A 19,594-nucleotide genomic window follows, 5' to 3' on the forward strand; every position below is an offset into this window, starting at 1 on the left:
CATGACATGGGGCGCGAATGACGCCAGCAAGCCGTTTTCGGGCGACCGCTGTTTGTCGCAAGGTTACTGTTGCTGGCCGCTGTCCGGATTGTCTGGTGTCTTGATCCTGCGCTTGCGCAGTTCCATGACCAGCGGCGTGAGTTCGGCCAGGCGCCCCTGGATACGGGCGCGGGCGTAATAGTCCAGGTCCGGCCGCTTGAGCAGCCGCTTGAGCTGTTCCACCGCGTCGAAGGGGCGGCCGGACAGATAGCTGGCGTCGGCAAAGGCTTCGCCGGCCAGTTCGCTATTGCCGGCCTTGTCGCTGGCGCGGGCATAGGCGGTGTAGATGTCCGGCTCGTCGCTTTCGTCCAGCAGCGGGCGCAGCAAGGCAGCGGCTTGGGCCGCCTGGGCCTTGTCGCCGCCTTGGGTCAGGGCCTTGGCATAGTCGAGGGAGATGGCGCGATTGCGCGGTGAGGCGGCGTTGAGATCGCTGTAGATCGCCAGCGCCTGGGTACGTTGGCCGGCCTGCAGATGCGCACCGGCCATGGCCAGGCGCAGGATCTGGTTGCCGGGATGAGCGACCAGCAAAGGTTGCAGCTCGGTGACAGCCTTGCTGCCATTACCACTGCGGGTGAGCGCCAGCGCATAGCCGTAGCGGTTCGACGGCGTGTCGAAATCATGCCGCTTGGCGAGATTGGACGAGTAATAGAGGCTGAGTTGCTGGGCGTCGCCGGCGAGTACGCGCACGCGCTCGCGCATCAGCAGGAAGGTGTCGAGGTCATCGGCGTCGTGGTGGGGCGTCGCGAGCAGGCGGGTGGGATCCTTCACGTAGGGGATCGGCGCGGTCTGGCTTGCCCATTGGCTCTTGTCCAGGGTGAGGCCGGAGGGACGCAGTTTCTGCTGGGCGATCAGCTGGCGCGCCCGCGCCTTGGCGTCGCTGATGCGTATCGAGGTGACCGGGTGGTCCTGCAGCAGCGCCGGCACGTCTTCGCCACCGGCGCCGGTGCTCATCACGTCTTCCATGCGCTGGAAGAAATCGGCCATCGCATCGGGATCGAAGCCGGCGTTGGCGAGGGTCTGGATGCCGACGCGGTCGGCCTCGGTCTCGTCCTTGCGGGTGAAGTTGATCTGCTTCTGTTCCAGCAGGCCCTGGCCGCCAGTCAGTACAGCCATGCCGGCATCGCCGCCGTTGTGGGTCGAACCGGCGGCGATGGCGCCCAGCAATACCAGCGCCAGCAGCGGTGCATCCTTCTTCGAGGCCTCAAAGGCGCGCTGCAGGTGATGCTGGGTGATGTGGCCGATTTCGTGCGCGATCACCGCCGCCAATTCGCTCTGGTTCTGGGCAATGACGAACAATCCGGAATTGACCGCGATGTAGCCGCCCGGTGCGGCGAAGGCGTTGATTTCCGGGTCCTTGGCGATGAAGAACGCAAAGTGGTCCTTGGGTCGCGAACACGCCGCCACCAGCCGGAAGCCGAGGTTCTTGATGTAGTCGTTCAGCAGTGGGTCGTCCACCACCATGTTCAGTGCGCGCATCTGGCGCAGCATGGCGGCGCCGTAATCCTGCGCTTCCTGCGGCGAGATCAGCGCGTTGGCCGAGCTGCCGAGGTCGGGCAGGCGGCGCTCCGATTGCGCGCCGGCGCCAAAGGCCAGTCCGGCGATGATCAGGGCCGTCAGCAGACGAGTGGCGGGGCGTCGTGGCGACATGTGCATAGGTTGCGAGACAATAGCATTGTGACCATGGTCGACGGGCGCAGTTCAGTCCCCGTCAGCTTGTTTTCGCCAGCGCCTGCCGCCATCTGGATGGCAGCAGTTCATGAAGTTTTCCGGAGCCAGGCAATGCCCAAGATCGAAGTCTATTCCACCGCCGTATGCCCCTACTGCGTGGCAGCCAAGAACCTGCTCAAGGCCAAGGGGCTGGCCTGGGACGAGATTCGCGTGGATACCGACCTGGCCCAGCGCGAAGCCATGCTGACGCGCAGCGGCGGCCATCGCACGGTGCCGCAGATCTTCATCAACGACCAGTTCGTGGGCGGCTACGACGAACTGGTCGCCGCGGATCGCAGCGGCAAGCTGGCCGAACTGCTGGGGCAGGCCGCATGAGCGCCAGCGCCGACACTGTGGAAAAGAACGAGTCTGAACAGAGCCGTCTGGCCGAGTTCACCGCCTTCCGCCAGCGCATGAACGAACGCATCCTGTCCGAGGACAACCAGGTGGTGCGGCGCTTCTTCGCGCTGGATACGCAGACCTACAAGGCCGGCGCGCTGGACATCAAGACCAAGGAGATGCTCGGCCTGGTCGCCTCGATGGTGCTGCGCTGCGACGACTGCATCAGCTACCACGTGGCCCAGTGCAAGGAAGCTGGTGTGAACCGCGACGAGTTTTTCGAAGTGTTCAGCGTGGGGCTGGTGGTCGGCGGTTCGATCGTGATCCCGCACCTGCGCCGCGCCGTGGATTTCCTCGACCAGCTTGAGTCGGGCGGTGCCGGTCAGGCCGAAAACTGCGCCGACCACGCCTGAGCTTTTGCTTCCTCTCCCCGCCGGGGAGAGGGGCTGGGGTGAGGGGCGACTCTTGTCCGGGCGGCCGTGCGAAACGCGTTTGGAAGAACCGTGCATGCGAGTTCCTGCAACGCTCCATGCGAGCATTTGCAACGCGCCAGTCCGGTCCGGCCCTGTTAGTTGCCTGCCGTATCGGCGATAATTACAAGGTTTTCAACCCTTCATGCCGATCCCCACGGCGCGTGGTTGACCGATTCATTCCTAAGGAGCTTCCCCCATGAGCAAGACCATTGCGGTGATCCCGGGCGACGGTATCGGCCCGGAGATCATGACCGCCACGCTGCGCGTGCTCGATGCGCTGGACTGCGGCCTGACCTACGACTTCGTTGACGCCGGCATGGTGGCGCTGGAGAAGCATGGCGACCTGCTGCCCGCGGCCACGCTGGACAAGATCGGCGAGCACAAGGTGGCGCTGAAAGGCCCGCTGACCACGCCGATCGGCGGTGGCTTCACCTCGATCAACGTCACCCTGCGTCGCCACTTCGACCTGTATGCCAACGTGCGTCCGGCGATCAGCTTCCCCGGCACCAAGGCGCGCTTCGAGAACATCGACATCATCACCGTGCGCGAGAACACCGAGGGCGCGTACCTGGCCGAGGGGCAGTCGCTGTCCGAAGACGGCCAGACCGCGATCTCGATGATCCGCAACACGCGCAAGGGCAGCGAGCGCATCGTGCGCTATGCCTTCGAGATGGCGGTGAAGAAGGGCCGCAAGAAGGTCACGGCCGTGCACAAGGCCAACATCATCAAGACCGCCTCGGGCCTGTTCCTCAATGTGGCGCGCGAGATCGCCAAGGAATACCCGCAGATCGAGTTCAACGAGATGATCGTGGACAACACCTGCATGCAGCTGGTGATGCGCCCCGAGCAGTTCGACGTGATCGTCACCACCAACCTGTTCGGTGACATCCTGTCCGACCTGTGCGCCGGCCTGGTTGGCGGCCTGGGTCTGGCTCCCGGCGACAACATCGGTGCGAACGCGGCGATCTTCGAGGCCGTGCACGGCTCGGCGCCGGACATTGCCGGTAAGGGCATCGCCAACCCCTGCGCGCTGCTGCTGGCCGCGGCCGACATGCTCGATCACCTGGGCATGGTGGAGAAGGGCAGCCGCCTGCGCCAGGCCATCCGCGACACCATGACCAACGATCGCGACAGCGTGACGCCGGACCTGGGCGGCAAGGGCAGCACCGAGAGCTTCGGTGACGCCATCGTGAAGCGCGTCAAAGGCTGATCCGCCTCGGGCGAAAGTCTCCGAAGGCCGCGGCATTGTCCGCGGCCTTCGTGCATTCTGGATGGCGTGTTCTGGAAAGGCCCGTTGTGGAACGGCCCGTTGTGGAACGGTATGTTCTGGAACGCCGCCGCCCGCTTCGCTAGCATCAAGGGCCCTGGCCATCTCGGCGCCTTCGTCCATCCATGCGCGCATGACGTTCTGGGTTTTCCTCTACTTTGCCGCCGCCCTGCAGGCGGCGCTGCTCGCACTGGCGTTGTGGCGACGACCAGCCAATCGCGAGGCGAACCGACTGCTCGCGGTGTGGGTGGCGCTGGCCGGGCTCGACCTGGCGGTGAAGGCCGCGTACTGGCACACGCTGGCGCCGGAGTGGTTCCGAGCCTACCGCTTCGTGGCGTTGTTCCCGTTTCTCTACGGCAGCCTGTTCTATCTCTATGTGCGCGCACTGACGCAAGGGCGCGGCTTTCGCTGGCGCGATGGCGTGCACCTGCTTGGCTTCGGCGTGATGTTCGTGGCCAATGGCTACGTGTGGACCATGGGTCACGCGCAGATCGCCGCGCTGTCGTCGAGCTGGATTGCCGGGGCGCGCAACGTCGGCGTGTGGTTCGACGGGCCGCTGTTCGTCTACAGCCTGTCCTACGTGGCGGCGGCACTGGTTCGGGTGCACCGCCATCGGCGCGAGCTGCGCGAGCGGCGCTCGGATGCCGACCGTCATTCGTTGCGCTGGATCGACGCGCTGGCGCTGTGCCAGGTCGTGATCTGGATGGTCGCCATCGTGCAGGCCGTGGTGTGGATGCCGGTGATCAACTACATGCTGCTGTTCGGGTTGGTGGCGGCCTGGGTGTGCATGGTGGGCTGGTTCAGCCTGAACCAGCCGCCGGTGGCGATCGAGCCCGAAACGGCGGCGGTGGAGGAACCTGTCGAGGCGCCGGATGCTGCCGTCGAGACGGACGACGCACGCTACGACGCGGTGCAAGCACGCGTGACGGCGCTGATGGAGGGCGCCACACCGCTGTACCTGGAGCCGGCGTTGACCATCGGCCAGGTGGCCAAGCGCAGCGGCTATCCCGAGTACCTGGTGTCGGCGGTGATCAACCGTCGCTTCGGCGGCACGTTCTGGGATTACATCAACCGGCTGCGTGTGGAAGCCGTTCGCGCCTGCCTTGCCGACATCGACGACACGCGCAGCATCCTCGACATTGCCTACGCCTGCGGCTTCACCTCCAAGTCCACTTTCAATGCCGCGTTCAAGCGGCAGGTAGGCGACACGCCCAGCAGCTACCGCAAGGCGGTGCGGCCGTTCACGGCTGCGGATGGTGCAGGGCCGCGATGATCGCCGCTACCAGGTCGCCGGTGCCGTCACCGTAGTCCAGCGAGATACCCATGCGCACCACCACGAGCTTTTCCGACGGCACGATCACCACGTATTGCCCGAACGCGCCACGCGCGTAGTACATGTCCTTGGGCAGCTGCGGCATGCCCCAGGGCGCGTTCCATACCGGCACCCGGGTGTCGTGCTTGATGTTCAGCCAGAAGCCGGCGCCGTAGCCGGTATCCAGCGTCTGCGAATGGCTGTAGGCGACCCAGCCCGCGGGCAGGATGCGCCGGCCATCGATCATGCCGTCGTCGAGGTAGAGCTGGCCGAAGCGGGCGAAGTCGCGTGCCGTACCGTAGCTGCCGCCCGAACCGATCAGGGTGCCGGTGGCATCGGTCTGGATCACCGTATGCGCCATGCCCAGCGGTGCGAACAGCTCGCGCCGCACGAAGCGCTCGGCATCCACGGCGCTGCCGCCGCTGGCATGGGTGACGATGCGACCGAGCAGCACGTAGTCCAGGTTGCCATAGGCCCAGTGGGTGCCGGGCGGATGCGCCAGCGGCGTGCCTGCCGCGTAGGCGGCCATGTCGCGCTGCAGGAAGGTCATGCGCGTCAGCGGGCTGATGATGCCATTGGTTTCGTCGAACGGCAGACCACTGTCCATGCGCAGCAACTGGTTGACGGTTACGGCGCGATGCGGGTCGCCGGCACGACGCCAGGCGGGCACCGGCGCGGGCTGGTCCAATTGCAGCTTGCCTTCCCGCACCAGAATGCCGACCAGCGCGTTGATCAGCGACTTGGTCAGCGAGTGCGCCCAGATCGGCGTGTCCGGCCCGTAGCCCGGGGCATAGCGCTCGGCGATCAGTCGGCCGTCGTGCAGTACCACGATGGCCTTGGTGTTGCGCGGATGCGCAGGGTCCGGCTCGGCGAAGGCACGGTCGATCGCCTGGCGGATCGCCGGATCGGCCGTCTCGACCACGCCGGCCGGGAACGCGCTGGCGATGAGCATCGGCGTGAAGCCGTCCGCCTCCGGTACCGGACCGTCGTCGTGCATCAGCAGGCAACCCAGTCCGGGGCGGAATACCGCACGCGCCGCGAAACCACCCAGTATGGAGGCGCGAACTTCGCGATGCTTGCGATCCACGTGGTAGCGGATCGCCCAGTCGATGCTGCGCATCATCGGCGCGTGCTGTTCGCGAAATACCTGGCCTGGATCGACGTGCGAGACGAAGGCGGCGTCACACAGCCCGCGACTGACCGAGCCGGTGGCAATGCGCAAAAGCGGGCAGCCCGCGGTGCCGAGCCAAGCCACGAAGGCCAGCAGGATCACGGCCAGGGCGGCGAGGGTGAATGTGACGATGCGTCGTGTCATGGGGCGTCTGCCTGGAAAGGGAGACGCCAGCATGGCGGGCACGTTCGTCGCTGGCGTCCGTGCCGGCGGAACCGTACCACCGAGCCGCCGGCACGGGTGCGATCCGGCCGGATCGCACCCGTACAGCCATTGCCCGGGGACGCGCCGTCAGTGCGAGGCCGGCTTGTAGTGGCCCCCTTCCGTGCGGGCGGCGATGTTGAGGCGGTTCCATGCGTTGATGGTGCCGACCAGCAGGATCAGGTCGACCACGCCGGCCTCCTCGAAGTGCTGGCGCACGCGCTCGTAGAGCGCATCGGAGACCGACTCGTGCGAGGGCAGCTCGGTGAGTTCCTCGGCGAAGGCCAGCGCGGCCTGTTCGCTTTCGCTGTAGAGCGCGGTCTCGCGCCACGCCGACAGCAGGTACAAACGCTGCTCGGTTTCGCCGGCGGCGCGGGCGTCCTTGCTGTGCATGTCGAGGCAGTAAGCGCAACCGTTGATCTGCGAGCAGCGCATCAATATCAGCTCGACCAGCTTCGAATCCAGATGGCCGCGTTCACGGATTTCCTGACCAAGCTTGACCAGCGGTTGCATGGCGGCGTAGTGGCGCTGGATGGCGAAACGACTCATGGGGAAGGCTCCTGTGTGGTGGGGAACGGGGCCGGATCGGCCCTTCAATGCAAGGACGCGCCAGCGTGCGGATTCGTGACAGTGGCGGCCAGCCGCGCAAGCTTGTCCGGATGGCGCAGTGCGTGGATGGCGGTGATGCGGTCGCCATCGCCCTCGACCCAGATCGCCGTGGTCAGCGTGTGGCCTGACCAGACCAGCAGGGCCGGCGCCCCGTTGAGGGTGAGCGCGCTGTAGCGCAGCGGATGCTGGGCGATCTGCAGATACAACTGCGCCAACCGCTCGGCCCCATGCAAGGGACGCAAGGTGGCGCTGACCACGCCGCCGCCATCGGAGATATGCACGGCGTCCTCGGCGAACAGGGCGCGCAGCGAATCCAGCGTGGGTTGTTCCATGGCGGCGACGAAACGCTGCAGCAGCCGTTGTTGGGTATGCGCGTCCACGTTGAAGCGCGGGCGATCCTCGCGCAATCGTTCCCTGGCGCGGTGTACGCGCTGGCGGCAGGCGTTCTCGGTGATGCCGAGAATGACCGCTGCCTCGGCATGGCTGTAATCGAACACCTCGTTGAGCAGGAACGCGGCGCGCTCGTCCGGCCCCAGTCGTTCGAGCAGGGTGAGGAAGGAGAGCGTGAGCGTCTGGTCGCGTTCCAGCGCAGCATCGGGGGTGTCCGCGAGACCGTGGGCAGGGTTTTCCACCAACGGCTCGGGCAACCACGGGCCGGTGTAGTGTTCGCGTTCGGTTTTTGCCCGGCGCAGACGATCCAGGGCCACGCGCGTGGTCACGGTGACCAGCCAGGCTTCCGGGTCATCCAGTGCGGCAGCGTCTTGCGAGTGCCAGCGCAGCCAGGCGTCGTGCAGTACGTCCTCGGCGTCGGCCGGGGTGCCGAGCATGCGATAGGCCAGTCCGAACAGTCGCGGACGGTGTTGCTGGAACAGGGTGGTTTGCGGGTCCATGACGACCTCCTTGCGGGATTGCATCAAGGACGTGCCGGCACGCCGAAACGTGACTGCCTCAGCGTGCGAAGGGCCATGGCGCGAGGAAGATCACCCACAGCAGCACCAGCATGCCGATGTACTTCACGGCGCGGAACAGCTTCGGGTACTTGCGCTTGAATTTGCGGCTGCGACCACGGCTGCGCTGGTTGAACGCGAACATGCGGTTCACGAAACCGGTTTTTTCGGTGCCGGAATCGGAATTTGGCGACGCGGTGATCTTGCCCATGAAGGCTCCCACGCGATGATTGATCGCGGTCATCAAGCGCGAGCGCAGCGGGCGCTCCACGTCGGCGAACAGGATCACCCGGGTCTGGTCGGTCTTGTTCTCCACCCAGTGCACGTAGGTCTCGTCGAACACCACGTCCTTGCCGTCGCCCCACGCGTGTTCCTCGCCATCCACGAAGATGCGGCAATCGCGCGAGTTCGGCGTGATCAGGCCAAGGTGGTAGCGCAGCGAGCCGGCGAAGGGGTCGCGGTGCGGGTTGAGCCGGCTGTTCGGCGCCAGCGTGGCGAACATCGCCGCCTTGATGCCAGGAATCGTGCGCAGCAGGGCCACGGTCTTCGGGCACAAGGCTTCGGCCGACGCCAGCGGCTCGCCGTACCACTTCAGGTAGAAGCGCTTCCAGCCCTGCTTGAAGAAGCTGTTGAAGCTGGCGTCGTTGTGCTTTTCGGCCGCGCGGATGTGGCCGTCGTCAAACAGCGCCAGCGCCTCGTCGCGGATGGTCTGCCAGTTGGCCTGCAGCAGGTCCAGTTGGGGGAAGCCGCGGCGGTCCAGGATCGGTCGGGCCGGCACCGCCGAGAACGCATACATCAGCAGATTGTACGGGGCGAAGATCGCCGAGTGGTCGACCAGCTGGCGATCGAAGCGCAGCCGCGCCCGCCCGCGCAGGTGCACCAGCAGCACGCACAGCACGAAAAGCAGCAGGACGTAGAGAATGATGAAGCGCGGGCTGAGGAAATCCATCGACGGGTGACTCGAAAAACGGCCAATTGGCAGGCTTCGAGTATGTGGCCGCCCGGCGCCAAGTCAAGCGGGCTGCGACGAAAGGCCGGAGGGGACGACCTCGGCGGCGCGCGGCTGGCGTGCCATGCGTCGGCACGGAACAGGGCCTTTCAATGCCGCAGAACGTCCAGCTGGCCGCCGCCGGGTTGGTAGCCATTGGCCAGCGCCTTGTGCACGTACGCGCTGGCGAGACGCACGGCGGTGCGTGGTGACCGGCCTTTGGCCAGTTCCGCCGCCATCGCGGACGCCAGCGTGCAACCCGTGCCGTGGCCTTCGCGCGGCAGGCGCGGGTGGCGGATGTCCAGCCTGCCGCGGGCGTCGTAATAGCGGTCGACCACCTCACGACCCGTACCGTGGCCACCCTTGAGCAGCACCGCCCGGGCCCCGAGCGCGAGCAGTGCCGCGCCGGCCGCATCGAAATCGTTCGCGGTCTTGATGGGCTGGCCCAGCAGGGCTTCGGCTTCGGGCAGGTTGGGCGTGAGGATGTCGGCCAGCGGAACCAGCTCATCAAGCATGGCGGCCACGGCATCCTGCGTGAGCAGGCGCGCACCGCTGGTGGCGATCATCACCGGATCGACCACCAGCCATGCCGGCTGGCGACGACGCATCTCGCGCGCGACCAGACGGACGATGCCGGCACTGCCAAGCATGCCGGTTTTCACCGCGCCGATCGGAAAGTCGTCGAACACGGCAGCGATCTGCTGGCGAACATGTGCCAGCGGCACGGCGTGGACGGCTGTCACGCCGCGGGTGTTCTGGGAAGTGACGGCGGTAATGGCCGACAGACCATGCACGCCCCGCGCATGGAACGTCTTCAGGTCGGCCTGGATGCCGGCACCACCGCCGGAGTCGGAGCCAGCGATGGTGAGGGCGATGCGGGGCGTGGTGTGGGACATGCAGGATGTTGTCGTGCGGTTGCTGGTGGTCGCTACGGGATACCTGCCCCGGATAGGGTCCGGGGCAGACGCTGCGCCGGCATGACCATCAACCTTACAACGCCTCCGACGCGAAGTCGGCCAGCCGTGAACGTTCACCGCGGCGCAGGGTGATGTGGGCCGAATGTTCCCACTGCTTGAAGCGGTCGACCGCGTAGGTGAGGCCGGAATTGGTTTCGGTGAGGTAGGGCGTGTCGATCTGTTCCACGTTGCCCAGGCAGACGATCTTGGTGCCGGGGCCGGCGCGGGTGATCAGGGTTTTCAGCTGCTTCGGCGTGAGGTTCTGTGCCTCGTCGATGATCAGGTAGCGGCTGAGGAAGGTGCGTCCACGCATGAAGCCGAGTGAGCGGATCTTGATGCGCGAGGCAAGCAGGTCGTTGGTGGCCTGGCGCCCCCATGAACCGCCTTCCTCGGGATTGGCGAGCACTTCGAGGTTGTCGGTGAGCGCGCCCATCCACGGCGTCATCTTTTCTTCCTCGGTGCCGGGCAGGAAGCCGATGTCCTCGCCCACCGCGACGGTGGCGCGGGTCATGATGATCTCGCGGTAGCGTTGCTGGTCCATCACCTGTGCCAGGCCGGCGGCCAGCGCCAGCAATGTCTTGCCGGTACCGGCGGTGCCGAGCAGGGTGACGAAATCCACGTCCGGGTCCATCAGCACGTTCAGCGCGAAGTTCTGCTCGCGGTTGCGCGCGGCGATGCCCCATACGCTGTGGTTGGGATGGCTGTGATCGTCCAGCAGCACCAGTGTGGCGTGTTGCTCGTCCACCGTCAGCACGCGCAGTTCCACGCTGTTCTCGCCGGGCAGGAACAGGCACTGGTTGGGATACCAGTCTTCGCCTTCGTGGAGATCGAGCTTGTAGAAGGTGTGGCCGTGCTCGTTCCACGATTGCACTTCGGGGTGATGATCCCAGAAGTCTTCCGCCAGTTCGTCCGCGCCGGTGAACAGCAGGGCGAAGTCGTCAAGCGCACGGTCGTTCTCGTAATCCTCTGCATGCAGGCCGTAGATCTTGGCCTTGATGCGCAGGTTGATGTCCTTGCTGACCAGCACGACTTCGCGTTCGGGATTGCGGTCGCGCAACTCGATCACGGCGGCGAGGATCAGGTTGTCGGCCTTGCCGTGCCCGTTGGTGGTGCGCTGCTGGAAATACAGTCGCCCCACGGCGCCACGTTGCAGGTTCACGCCCTGCGGGTTGGCCAGTTCCAGGCCATCGTTGAGGCCGTTTTCGTTGCCGCGCCCGATCAGCTCGTTGATGAAGCGGCTGACTTGTCGCCCATTGCGCGAAACCTCGGAAACACCCTGCTTCTTTTCGTCCAGCTCCTCCAATACCGTCATCGGGATGAATACGTCGTGCTCCTCGAAGCGGAACAGCGACGTCGGGTCGTGCAGCAGCACATTGGTATCCAGGGCGTAGATACGCTTGCTTCCAGTCATGCGGAAGAAACCTCGCGGTGGGTGTGGCAAGGGGTGCGCGGCAAGCCGGTTGCCGCGGTGAGGATATGGAAAGCGACGGGATTCACTTGGCGGGGATGGCGTCCAGGACGGCCTGTGCGTGGCCGGGGACCTTCACCCCGCGCCATTCGGCGGCGAGCTTGCCGTCCGGATCGATCAGGAAGGTACTGCGCACGATGCCCATGTGGCGTTTGCCGTAGAGCACTTTCTCGTGGATCACGTCGAATGCCTGGCACCAGGCTTCGTCCGGATCGGAGACCAGCGCGAACGGCAGCTCCTGCCTGGTGGCGAAATTGGCGTGGGATTTTACCGAATCGCGCGAGACACCGATGATGTCGGCGTGGCGTTTGCGGAATGTCGGGTAGAGGTCGCGGAAGTCCTTCGCCTCGTTGGTGCAGCCGGGCGTGGAGTCCTTGGGGTAGAAGTACACCACGATCCAGCGACCCTTGAGGTCGGCGAGCTTCAGCGTGGAGCCGTCGCCGGTGGTGCCGGTCAGTGCGGGGGCTTTCTTTCCGATTGCTAGCATGGTCTCTCCGGAAACCCGGTGGGGTTTCACTCGTGTCGAGAGAGAGACTAGCGCGTGTGCGATGACCGAGACAGCCTTGTCAGCGGATCCGGGCGGGCGCATTCTGGGAGTCTGCGCGGCAACGACCTTCCGGATCGAAAATTCGTTCATCCAGGGGCGCCTTTTCGGGCGCCGGGGCGCCGCTAGAACTTCACCGGGTCCATGATCGCGTCAAGGTTCAGCCCGTCGCAGAATTCGAGGAAATCGTCGCGCACGGCGGCAATGTGCAGTTCGGCGGGAATGCCCACGGTGAATTGCGCTTGGAACATCGCCGCGCCGGTCTGCATCGCCTGGTAACGCATCGAACTGAGCTGTTCGACGCTGATCTGCAAGCGGCTGAAGAATTCCACGATCTGCACCAGGATGCCGGGGCGGTCGGCCGCCACCACTTCCACCAGGTAAGGCAGCAGGTTGCCGCTGGGCTCGCGCGGCTCGGTGCGGTAGTGCACCAGGTGGATGGCTTCGTCGCGGCCGAGTTTGGCCAGGGCGGTTTCCAGCTTGGCCACGGCATCCCAGGCGCCAGTGGCCAGCAGCATCAGCGAGGTGTCGTCGCCGAGGCTGGACACCCGCGCATCGGACAGGTTGCAGCCTGCGTCGGCGATGCGTCGCGCCAGTCCCAGCAGGGGAGCCTGGGACGAGGGGGTCAGGGTCTGGATCAGCAGCTGGTGGTCGTTGCCGGTGCGGGCGGAGGGACGATTCAATGAAATGGCCTGTGGAAACCCGCGCAACACGGGCGAATAAAGCGTATCGCCCAGCTTACTTGTCCGTTCGATCGGCCGGCAAGTATCATCCGAGGCTTGGTTTCATGCGGAAATCGCGATGAACATTCGTGGAAGCATCTGCGCCCTGGCCACCCCGTTCGGGGCCGGTGGTGCGCTCGATCTGGCGGCCTTTGGTCGCCTGCTCGATTATCAGATTGAGGGCGGCACCCAGGCGCTGGTGGTGGCAGGTTCCACCGGTGAGGCACACATGCTCGAACACGACGAGTTCGGGCGCCTGCTGGCGTTCGCGGTGAAACACGTGGCCGGCCGCGTGCCGGTGATCGCCGGCACCGGCGAAGCGGGCACCGCGAAAACCGTGGCCGCTACCCGGCACGCCCGCGAACTGGGCGCCGATGCCGCGCTGGTGGTGGCGCCGTATTACGTGCGCCCGACCCAGGAAGGCATGCGTCGCCATTTCCTCGAAGTGGCCGAACATGGCGGCCTGCCGGTGCTGCTCTACAACGTGCCCGGGCGTACCGCCTGTGACATCGATCCGGCCACGGTGGCGCAGTTGCGCGAGCATCCCGCGATCATCGGCATCAAGGAAGCGCGCGGCGACGCCGAACGCATTCACGCGCTTGCGGAACTTGTGCGCCCGGATTTCGTCTATCTGTCCGGCGACGACGCAACGGCGGGTGAGGCGATGCTGGCCGGGGCGGCGGGAACGATTTCGGTCGTCGCCAACCTGGTGCCAAAGGCGTTTCGCGCGCTCTGCGACGCGGCCACCGGTGGCGACCAGGCGGCGACGGCACGTTGCCGGATGGCGCTGGATCCGCTGTTGCAGGCGCTTGAATGCGCACCGAACCCGATCGCGGTGAAGGCAGGCTTGCCGGAACTGGGCCTGGGATCGGCGACGCCGCGCCTGCCGTTGGTGGAACTGGAAGAAGGCCCGGCAAGGGCCCGTTTGCGCACGGAACTGGCGACTCTGGCATCCTTGGCGAACGCTGCCTGACGAAAAGCGGCCGCCCGACGACTTACCTGACGGAATACCATTACATGAAGAAATCCTCGCTCGCCGTTGCCCTGCCGGCCCTGGCACTCACCGGCCTGCTGCTTTCGGGCTGCGGCATGTTCCGTTCCACCAAGGCCTGGGAAACCGCCAAGCAGGAAACCCCGCTGGAAATCCCGCCGGGCCTGGATACGCCCACGGCCAGCGAGGCGCTGGTGATTCCGCCGCCGGGCGCGAACCAGCCGAATGCCAATGGCGCCACCGCGCGTGTCGGTGCCAATGCCGGCGTGATCGCCGACGGCTTCGTGGTGTCCGACAGCGTGGCGAACGTCTACAACCGCGTGGGCCAGGCGCTGGAAGCCGGCGACATCGGCACGGTGCAGTCGCACGACGACAGCGCGCACACCTACACGGTGGCGGTGGTGGCTTCGGACGCGTCGGAGAAGAAAGGCGGCTTCTTCCATCGCATGTTCCACCATGACAAGAGCACGAGTGATGCCGCGCCGGGCGCTGCGCCGCATACGGTGCAGATCAGCGTGGGCAGCAGCGGTGACGCCAGCCAGGTACGCGCACAGGGCAATGCGGCGGCCGTGGCGAAGGTGATCGATGCGCTGAAGTCGCGCCTCGGCGGCCACTGATCCTTTTTGCACTTAGCTTGTCGAAGCGCCGCCTGAGGGCGGCGTTTTCGTTTCTGCGACGCTATCGCCAGGCGGCTTGTTTCGGGGGGTCACTGGCCACCGACGTCGATGGCCATGGATGCGAAAACGCCGCCAGGCAGGCGGCGTTCGTGCGGTATTGGCTGGTACGCCGTGATCAGCGCTCGAGCAGACCGAGCTTGTCGGGCTTGCCGTCCCAGTCCTTGGCGTCGGCGGGTGCATCCTTGCGCTCGGTGATCACGGGCCAATCCTTCGCCAGCTCGGCATTCAGCGCCACGAAACCCTCCTGGCCGGCCGGCACGTCGTCTTCCGGATAGATCGCATTGGCGGGGCATTCCGGTTCGCACAAGGTGCAATCGATGCATTCGTCCGGGTCGATCGTGAGGAAGTTCGGGCCTTCGTGGAAGGCATCAACCGGGCAGACCTCGACGCAGTCGGTGTACTTGCACTTGATGCAGTTGTCGGTGACGACGAAGGTCATGGCGCGGTCCAGCTCTTGCAAAACGATACCCGCAAGTATGCCCGCAATGGGGTCTCGCTGAGAAGGGTGCGGGCGCGCGGTGCGGGCTGCATCGCCACTTGCAACATGCCGCTTTTTGCGGCGTGCGGCCTCGGATGCCCGCCTCTGGCAGCAGCAGTGGTGCCAGCAGGCGTGACCATGCGCCATGGCTCTGTGCGCGATGGTCGAAGCGAGGGTTTTGTGAAGAGTGCGGCCATGGATGGCCGCTTCTGGCGTCAGTCCGGAGGTTGGCGACAAAGTCTTGCCGCGCCGTCCCCACTGGCTGCGATCATGGATGATCGCAAAAGTAAAAACTGGCGCTCCCAACGAGGTTCGAACTCGTGTTCCCGCCTTGAGAGGGCGGTGTCCTGGGCCACTAGACGATGGGAGCGGAGTGCTGCGAAGCGCGGTAGTATAGCCGAATTGTTTCGTCCGGCAATGCCTGCGTGCGGCTTGCGTTGCATTTGTGCATTATCACTATTGCCGGGCGCCTGTTCATGCCGGCAAGAGCCGGTGCGCGACGGTTGCCGTCACGCTCGAACGACCACAGGGCCGCTTTGCCCGCAAGGACTTTGACCGCTTGAATCCCATAGCAAGGACCGACGTCGTGCCCGCGCTGCGTATCATCCCGCGCGAACAGCACATCATTTCCCGCAAGAACATCAGCAAGGCCGCATTGCGCGTGTTGTACCGACTGAACGAGGCCGGTTATGACGCGTTCCTGGTCGGCGGCGCGGTACGCGACCTGCTGCTTGGCGGCAAGCCGAAGGATTTCGACGTGGCCACCAGTGCCACGCCGGACGAGGTGAAGAAGCTTTTTCGAAACTGTCGCCTGATCGGCCGCCGTTTCCGGCTCGCGCACGTGGTGTTCGGCCCCGAGATCATCGAGGTGGCCACCTTCCGCGGCACCGGCGAGGAAGAGGGCAATGACGGCGAGCGCCGTATCGTCGATGGCCGCATCGTGCGCGACAACGTGTGGGGCACGATCGAGGAAGACGCGGTGCGCCGCGACTTCCGCGTCAACGCCATGTACTACGACATCAGCGATTTTTCGGTGCGCGATTACGTCGGCGGCATGCAGGATCTGGAGGACCGCGTGTTGCGCCTGATCGGCGATCCGGTCACGCGTTATCGCGAGGACCCGGTGCGCATGCTGCGAGCGGCACGGCTGGCAGCCAAGCTGGGCTTTCGCATCGACACGGCGGCGGCGAAACCGTTCGCCGAGCTGGGTGACCTGCTCACCGAGGCGGCGCCGGCGCGCCTGTTCGACGAGTCGCTGAAGATGTTCCTGGCCGGCAATGGCCTGAAGAGTTTCCACATGCTGGAAAAGTGCGGGCTGCTGGAATTCATGTTCCCGGCCACCGCGCGTGCGCTGAAACGAGGCGACGAGGCCTTGCGTGCGCTGGTCGAACAAGGCCTGGCCAATACCGACGAGCGCGTGGCCGAGGGCAAGTCGGTGACACCGGCCTTCCTTTTCGCCGTGCTGCTGTGGGGCGAAGTGCGCGACCAGGCGCACGCCTGGATCGAGCAGGGCAAGGACAACACCGAGGCGTGGGCACGTGCCGCGCTGCACGTGGTGGGTGAGCAGTGCCAGCGCGTGGCGATCCCGCGCCGGTTCACCTTCACGATGGAAGAGATCTGGTCGTTGCAGCCGCGCTTCGAGCAGATCCAGCGCAAGAAGGTGTTCCGCCTGCTGACCCATCCGCGCTTCCGCGCCGCGTTCGATTTCCTGCTGCTGCGTGCCAACGAATCACCGGCGATGCGCGAACTGGGCGAGTGGTGGGCGCACGCCCAGCAGTTGCCGCACGAAACCTTGGCGGCTGCGCTGCCCAATCACGGTGGTGCCGCGGTCGATGCGGAAATCGCCAAGGCGCCGCCGCGCCGTCGCCGTCGTCGTCGCAAGCCGACCGGCAAGTAGGGTTCGCGTGCCACGGGCTTATGTCGCGCTGGGCAGCAACCTCGGCGATCCGCGGCAGCAGGTGCTGGACGCGCTGGACGCGCTGGCGCGCCTGCCCGGAACCCGTGTACTGGCGCGATCGCGGCTGTATCGCACGCCCCCGTGGGGCGTGCTGGAGCAGCCCGCGTTCGTGAATGCCGCGGCGCTGCTGGAAACGGAGCTCTCGCCGCATGCCTTGCTCGATGCGTTGCTGGCGATCGAACAGGCCGCCGGTCGCGTGCGTGACGGCGAGCGCTGGGGGCCGCGCACGCTGGACCTCGACCTGCTGCACATGCCGGGCGTGCACCTGGACGATGCGCGGTTGACGCTGCCGCATCCACGGATTGCCGAACGCGCGTTCGTGCTGTTGCCGCTGAACGACCTGGATCCGGCCCTTGAGTTGCCGGGGCAGGGGCGGATCGATCGGCTGCTGGTACAGGCCGATCGGGCCGGCTGTGACGTTTTGCCTTGAGCCATTGCGGCTGCGCGCCGGATAATCGGCGTTCCACTTTCCGACCAAGTACGAGGGTTCGCCGTGTACGTGCAGAACGCCAACGCTCCCGCACGCAAGCCGGTCACCGTGCCGGGCCTGCATGCGATGAAGGCCGAAGGGCGCCGGATCGCCATGCTCACCGCCTATGACGCCAGTTTCGCCTGGCAGCTGGAATCGGCCGGAGTCGATGTGGCGCTGGTCGGCGATTCGCTCGGCATGGTGATGCAGGGCCACGCCAGCACCTTGCCGGTGACGCTTGATCACATGGTCTATCACACGGCGATGGTGGCGCGTGGCGTCTCGGCCACGATGCTGGTGGCCGACCTGCCGTTCATGGCCGACCGCGATCTGCCGCACGTACTGGAAGCCGGCGCGCGGCTGGTCGGCGAAGCCGGCGCGGCGATGGTGAAGATCGAGGGCGGCGCGCCGCATATCCTCGCGGCGATCGAGGCGCTGACGGTGCGGGCGATCCCGGTCTGCGCGCACCTCGGGCTGACGCCGCAATCGGTGCACAAGTTCGGCGGTTTCCGCATCCAGGGGCGTGAGCAGGAAGCTGCCGATCGCGTGCTGGCCGAAGCGCTGGCGGTGGAGTCCGCCGGTGCCGACCTGCTGGTGCTCGAAGGCGTGCCCGTCGCATTGGGCGAGCGCGTGACCAAGGCCGTGAAGATCCCGGTGATCGGCATCGGCGCCGGCCCGCATTGTGACGGCCAGGTGTTGGTGATCCAGGACATGCTCGGCATTACGCGCGGCAAACGGCCGAAGTTCAGCAAGGATTTCCTGATCGGCCACGATTCTGTAGCGGCGGCCATCACGGCCTATGTGGCCGATGTGCGCAGCGGCGCCTTCCCGGCACCCGAACACTGTTTCAACTGACGGCAGACCTTCGATGCAAACGGTACAAGACGCTCCCGCCCTGCGCGCCACGATTCGCGGCTGGCGCGCCCAAGGGCAGACGGTGGGCCTGGTGCCGACCATGGGCAACCTCCATGCAGGGCATCACTCGCTGCTGAAGTTGGCGAAAGCGCGGGCCGATCGGGTGGTGGCAAGCGTGTTCGTCAACCCCACCCAGTTCGGTCCGAACGAGGATTTCGAGCGCTACCCGCGCACGCTGGCACAGGACCAGGCCGGCCTGGCCGAAGTCGGTTGCGACCTGCTGTTTGCGCCCGAGGTGGCCACGCTCTATCCATTCGGTGCGCAGCACAGCGTCAGCGTGCACGTGCCGCAGATCACCGAAACGCTGGATGGTGCGCATCGCCCCGGTCATTTCGATGGCGTGGCCACGGTGGTCAGCAAGTTGTTCAACCTGGTGCAGCCGGATATCGCAGTGTTCGGCCAGAAGGATTTCCAGCAGCTCAAGGTGATCGAGCGCATGGTGCGCGACCTGTCGCTGCCGGTGAAAGTGATGGCAGCGCCCACCTGGCGCGCTGACGACGGCCTGGCCATGAGCTCGCGCAACCAGTACCTGTCGGAAGCGGAACGCGCGCTGGCGCCGCAGATCCATGCCACGCTGCTGCAGATGCGCGAGTTGATCGCCAAGGGCCACGCCTGGCGCGTGGTGGAACAGGCGGCGACTTCGAAGCTGGAACGCGCGGGTTTCGTGCCGGATTACGCCGTGATCCGGCGCGCCGAGGACCTGTCCGAGCCGGCTGATGGCGAACGCGATGGCCTGGTGGCGTTGATCGCCGCCCGCCTTGGCAGCACGCGGCTGATCGACAACTTGTTGTTCGACTGAGTCGCCCACATTTCATGGTCGCAAACGGCTGATGTTGCGGTGCAATGTCGGCAGGTTCGATAATGTCCCCCTGTGCAGGCGGTTCCTGCAGGTAATGAAGTCATGCAATTGAACATGCTCAAGGCGAAGATCCACCGTGCCACCGTCACCCACGCCGAGCTGCACTACGAAGGCTCGATCGCCATCGACGGCAATCTGCTGGATGCCTCCGGCATCCGCGAGTACGAGCAGATCCATGCCTGGAACGTGAACAGCGGACAGCGTTTCGTCACTTACGCGCTGCGCGCCGAGGAAGGCTCGGGCATCATTTCGGTGAATGGCAGTGCCGCGCGCAGTGCGCAGGCCGGCGACATCATCATCATCGCCGCGTTCGTGCAGTTGAACGAGGCCGAGCTGGAGCAATACCAGCCCACCTGCGTCTACATCGCCGCCGGCCCCGGCAACCGCATCAGTCACACCAATCGCGCCATTCCGAAGCAGATGGCGGTTGCCTGATTTGGCTTTCCATCGGGGCACGCGTATTTTGGTGTGCCTCGATGGAACATAATCTTCCGTTGGTTGGCTT

21 protein-coding genes and 1 tRNA gene are annotated in these 19,594 nt (G+C 65.7%); 11 read left to right on the forward strand and 11 right to left on the reverse strand.

The window, feature by feature from the left end; translation table 11 throughout:
- Nucleotides 1–63: 63 nt before the first annotated feature.
- A complete protein-coding gene (locus BMY90_RS00565; RefSeq protein WP_175481464.1) occupies nucleotides 64–1,692 on the reverse strand; it encodes a M48 family metalloprotease in 1,629 nt (542 codons plus the stop codon).
- A 126-nt stretch (nucleotides 1,693–1,818) separates the two neighbouring features.
- Here BMY90_RS00565 and grxC point away from each other — a divergent pair, with 126 nt between their 5' ends.
- From grxC to BMY90_RS00585, 4 genes are all read left to right on the forward strand, one after another.
- Entirely contained in the window at nucleotides 1,819–2,082 is a 264-nt protein-coding gene (gene grxC, locus BMY90_RS00570) for a glutaredoxin 3 (RefSeq protein WP_008209796.1), read from the forward strand.
- The gene (locus BMY90_RS00575; RefSeq protein WP_092700395.1) at nucleotides 2,079–2,498 is read left to right on the forward strand and encodes a carboxymuconolactone decarboxylase family protein; all 420 of its coding nucleotides are present in this window, start codon (nucleotides 2,079–2,081) and stop codon (nucleotides 2,496–2,498) included. Before grxC ends, BMY90_RS00575 begins: the two co-directional genes overlap by 4 nt.
- 256 nt (nucleotides 2,499–2,754) lie before the next feature.
- A complete protein-coding gene (locus BMY90_RS00580) occupies nucleotides 2,755–3,768 on the forward strand; it encodes an isocitrate dehydrogenase (protein WP_008209792.1) in 1,014 nt (337 codons plus the stop codon).
- A gap of 190 nt (nucleotides 3,769–3,958) precedes the next feature.
- Nucleotides 3,959–5,098, forward strand: coding sequence for a helix-turn-helix domain-containing protein (locus BMY90_RS00585; RefSeq protein ID WP_092700398.1), 1,140 nt, complete (start codon nucleotides 3,959–3,961; stop codon nucleotides 5,096–5,098).
- Here the strand turns inward: BMY90_RS00585 and BMY90_RS00590 are convergent.
- The 8 genes from BMY90_RS00590 to BMY90_RS00625 form a co-directional block, all read right to left on the reverse strand.
- Entirely contained in the window at nucleotides 5,067–6,452 is a 1,386-nt protein-coding gene (locus BMY90_RS00590) for a serine hydrolase domain-containing protein (protein WP_092700401.1), read from the reverse strand. The genes BMY90_RS00585 and BMY90_RS00590 overlap by 32 nt on opposite strands.
- 147 nt (nucleotides 6,453–6,599) lie before the next feature.
- Complete coding sequence (locus BMY90_RS00595; RefSeq protein ID WP_092700404.1) at nucleotides 6,600–7,058, reverse strand: carboxymuconolactone decarboxylase family protein; 459 nt, start codon at nucleotides 7,056–7,058, stop codon at nucleotides 6,600–6,602.
- Nucleotides 7,059–7,102: 44 nt separating this feature from the next.
- A complete protein-coding gene (sigJ, locus tag BMY90_RS00600) occupies nucleotides 7,103–8,008 on the reverse strand; it encodes an RNA polymerase sigma factor SigJ (RefSeq protein ID WP_092701043.1) in 906 nt (301 codons plus the stop codon).
- Nucleotides 8,009–8,066: 58 nt separating this feature from the next.
- Entirely contained in the window at nucleotides 8,067–9,014 is a 948-nt protein-coding gene (locus tag BMY90_RS00605; protein WP_092700406.1) for an aspartyl/asparaginyl beta-hydroxylase domain-containing protein, read from the reverse strand.
- Nucleotides 9,015–9,163: 149 nt separating this feature from the next.
- A complete protein-coding gene (thiD, locus tag BMY90_RS00610) occupies nucleotides 9,164–9,949 on the reverse strand; it encodes a bifunctional hydroxymethylpyrimidine kinase/phosphomethylpyrimidine kinase (protein ID WP_092700409.1) in 786 nt (261 codons plus the stop codon).
- Between the two features lie 94 nt (nucleotides 9,950–10,043).
- Nucleotides 10,044–11,420, reverse strand: a complete 1,377-nt coding sequence (locus tag BMY90_RS00615) for a PhoH family protein (protein ID WP_092700412.1) — start codon at nucleotides 11,418–11,420, stop codon at nucleotides 10,044–10,046.
- Nucleotides 11,421–11,502: 82 nt separating this feature from the next.
- Nucleotides 11,503–11,964: a peroxiredoxin gene (locus tag BMY90_RS00620; protein WP_092700414.1), complete on the reverse strand. Its 462-nt coding sequence runs from the start codon at nucleotides 11,962–11,964 to the stop codon at nucleotides 11,503–11,505.
- A gap of 182 nt (nucleotides 11,965–12,146) precedes the next feature.
- The gene (locus BMY90_RS00625; RefSeq protein WP_425438636.1) at nucleotides 12,147–12,704 is read right to left on the reverse strand and encodes a glycine cleavage system transcriptional repressor; all 558 of its coding nucleotides are present in this window, start codon (nucleotides 12,702–12,704) and stop codon (nucleotides 12,147–12,149) included.
- A 118-nt stretch (nucleotides 12,705–12,822) separates the two neighbouring features.
- Here BMY90_RS00625 and dapA point away from each other — a divergent pair, with 118 nt between their 5' ends.
- Together dapA and BMY90_RS00635 are read left to right on the forward strand one after the other, a co-directional pair.
- Nucleotides 12,823–13,716, forward strand: a complete 894-nt coding sequence (dapA, locus tag BMY90_RS00630) for a 4-hydroxy-tetrahydrodipicolinate synthase (RefSeq protein WP_092700417.1) — start codon at nucleotides 12,823–12,825, stop codon at nucleotides 13,714–13,716.
- Nucleotides 13,717–13,760: 44 nt separating this feature from the next.
- On the forward strand, nucleotides 13,761–14,351 hold the full coding sequence (locus BMY90_RS00635; protein ID WP_008210939.1) for a hypothetical protein: 591 nt from the start codon (nucleotides 13,761–13,763) through the stop codon (nucleotides 14,349–14,351).
- Nucleotides 14,352–14,526: 175 nt separating this feature from the next.
- Here the strand turns inward: BMY90_RS00635 and fdxA are convergent, their stop codons facing one another.
- Complete coding sequence (fdxA, locus tag BMY90_RS00640) at nucleotides 14,527–14,850, reverse strand: ferredoxin FdxA (RefSeq protein WP_092701046.1); 324 nt, start codon at nucleotides 14,848–14,850, stop codon at nucleotides 14,527–14,529.
- Between the two features lie 333 nt (nucleotides 14,851–15,183).
- Nucleotides 15,184–15,259, reverse strand: a tRNA-Glu gene (locus BMY90_RS00645).
- 189 nt (nucleotides 15,260–15,448) lie between these two features.
- Between BMY90_RS00645 and pcnB the strand changes: the two genes are divergently transcribed.
- The 5 genes from pcnB to panD all read left to right on the forward strand — a co-directional run bounded on the left by pcnB (nucleotide 15,449) and on the right by panD (nucleotide 19,524).
- Entirely contained in the window at nucleotides 15,449–16,786 is a 1,338-nt protein-coding gene (gene pcnB / locus BMY90_RS00650) for a polynucleotide adenylyltransferase PcnB (protein ID WP_037099578.1), read from the forward strand.
- 7 nt (nucleotides 16,787–16,793) lie between these two features.
- Nucleotides 16,794–17,276 (forward strand): 2-amino-4-hydroxy-6-hydroxymethyldihydropteridine diphosphokinase, encoded by a 483-nt coding sequence (gene folK, locus BMY90_RS00655; protein ID WP_092700420.1) that lies wholly within the window; start codon nucleotides 16,794–16,796, stop codon nucleotides 17,274–17,276.
- Between the two features lie 63 nt (nucleotides 17,277–17,339).
- Entirely contained in the window at nucleotides 17,340–18,170 is an 831-nt protein-coding gene (gene panB, locus BMY90_RS00660) for a 3-methyl-2-oxobutanoate hydroxymethyltransferase (RefSeq protein ID WP_092700423.1), read from the forward strand.
- 13 nt (nucleotides 18,171–18,183) lie between these two features.
- Complete coding sequence (gene panC / locus BMY90_RS00665; protein ID WP_008210944.1) at nucleotides 18,184–19,029, forward strand: pantoate--beta-alanine ligase; 846 nt, start codon at nucleotides 18,184–18,186, stop codon at nucleotides 19,027–19,029.
- 102 nt (nucleotides 19,030–19,131) lie between these two features.
- Nucleotides 19,132–19,524: an aspartate 1-decarboxylase gene (gene panD / locus BMY90_RS00670; protein ID WP_008210945.1), complete on the forward strand. Its 393-nt coding sequence runs from the start codon at nucleotides 19,132–19,134 to the stop codon at nucleotides 19,522–19,524.
- The last annotated feature ends 70 nt before the right edge of the window (nucleotides 19,525–19,594 follow it).

This window comes from Rhodanobacter glycinis (assembly GCF_900114325.1).
Taxonomy (GTDB): Bacteria; Pseudomonadota; Gammaproteobacteria; order Xanthomonadales; family Rhodanobacteraceae; genus Rhodanobacter_A; species Rhodanobacter_A glycinis.